The organism is Vibrio sp. 1727 (assembly GCF_033344415.1).
GTDB lineage: Bacteria > Pseudomonadota > Gammaproteobacteria > Enterobacterales > Vibrionaceae > Vibrio > Vibrio alginolyticus.
In genome coordinates this window covers 1-554 of sequence record NZ_JAWPOT010000556.1, presented here as the reverse complement: position 1 = coordinate 554, position 554 = coordinate 1, and the positions used below count along the sequence as shown (strand labels likewise).

Sequence of the window (554 nt, the reverse complement as noted above, 5' to 3'; positions counted from 1 at the left end):
GGCCAGTTTGCAAACAAGCGACCGCGAGCGTGTGTAACGCATCTTCGCGTTCTGGTTCGAGTTCTAAAACGGCATCCAGTATCGCGATGGCTTGATCGGGTTGTTGGTATTGAACTTGAAGCGCAGCGTGAACCAGCAACAGTTCAATATCTTTGGTGCTTAGCATGTGGGTTAAACCTGAATAAGAAGATTGAGCGCCATGGTGAGGTAACGCTGGTCCAGTTGTGTGCTTTGTAGCGTTTCGGCGGCTTTAGCAAGGTTCGCCGAGCCTGATTCCTGTGCGAGTTGCTGAACACGAGCTAAAGTATTGTCGAATTGCTGACGGTACTTTTCTGGACGAAGCAGTTCACAATGGTTCAGTTTTGGCTTCGCTAACGCCAACAAATATTGATCGGACGGTCTTAGGTCATACAGTTTTTCCAAATGAGTCGCGACGGCTTGCCCATCCGGCAGTAACTGAAATCGTTTGGGGAAATCCGTTTCGACTTCACCATGGGAAACGTGAGTAAAGGCTTCAATGCCGACATTTAACGTACTAACTCGGGTCATCAACT

Annotated in this window: 1 protein-coding gene and 1 pseudogene; both read right to left on the bottom strand. The window is 48.6% G+C overall.

Annotation, left to right across the window (positions count from 1 at the left end):
• Nucleotides 1-166 (bottom strand): annotated as a pseudogene (gene vscY, locus R8O10_RS26910) (type III secretion system chaperone VscY); the annotation flags it as partial.
• A 5-nt stretch (nucleotides 167-171) separates the two neighbouring features.
• The gene (gene vscX, locus R8O10_RS26905; RefSeq protein WP_005500522.1) at nucleotides 172-549 is read right to left on the bottom strand and encodes a type III secretion system protein VscX; all 378 of its coding nucleotides are present in this window, start codon (nucleotides 547-549) and stop codon (nucleotides 172-174) included.
• Nucleotides 550-554 lie beyond the last annotated feature (5 nt).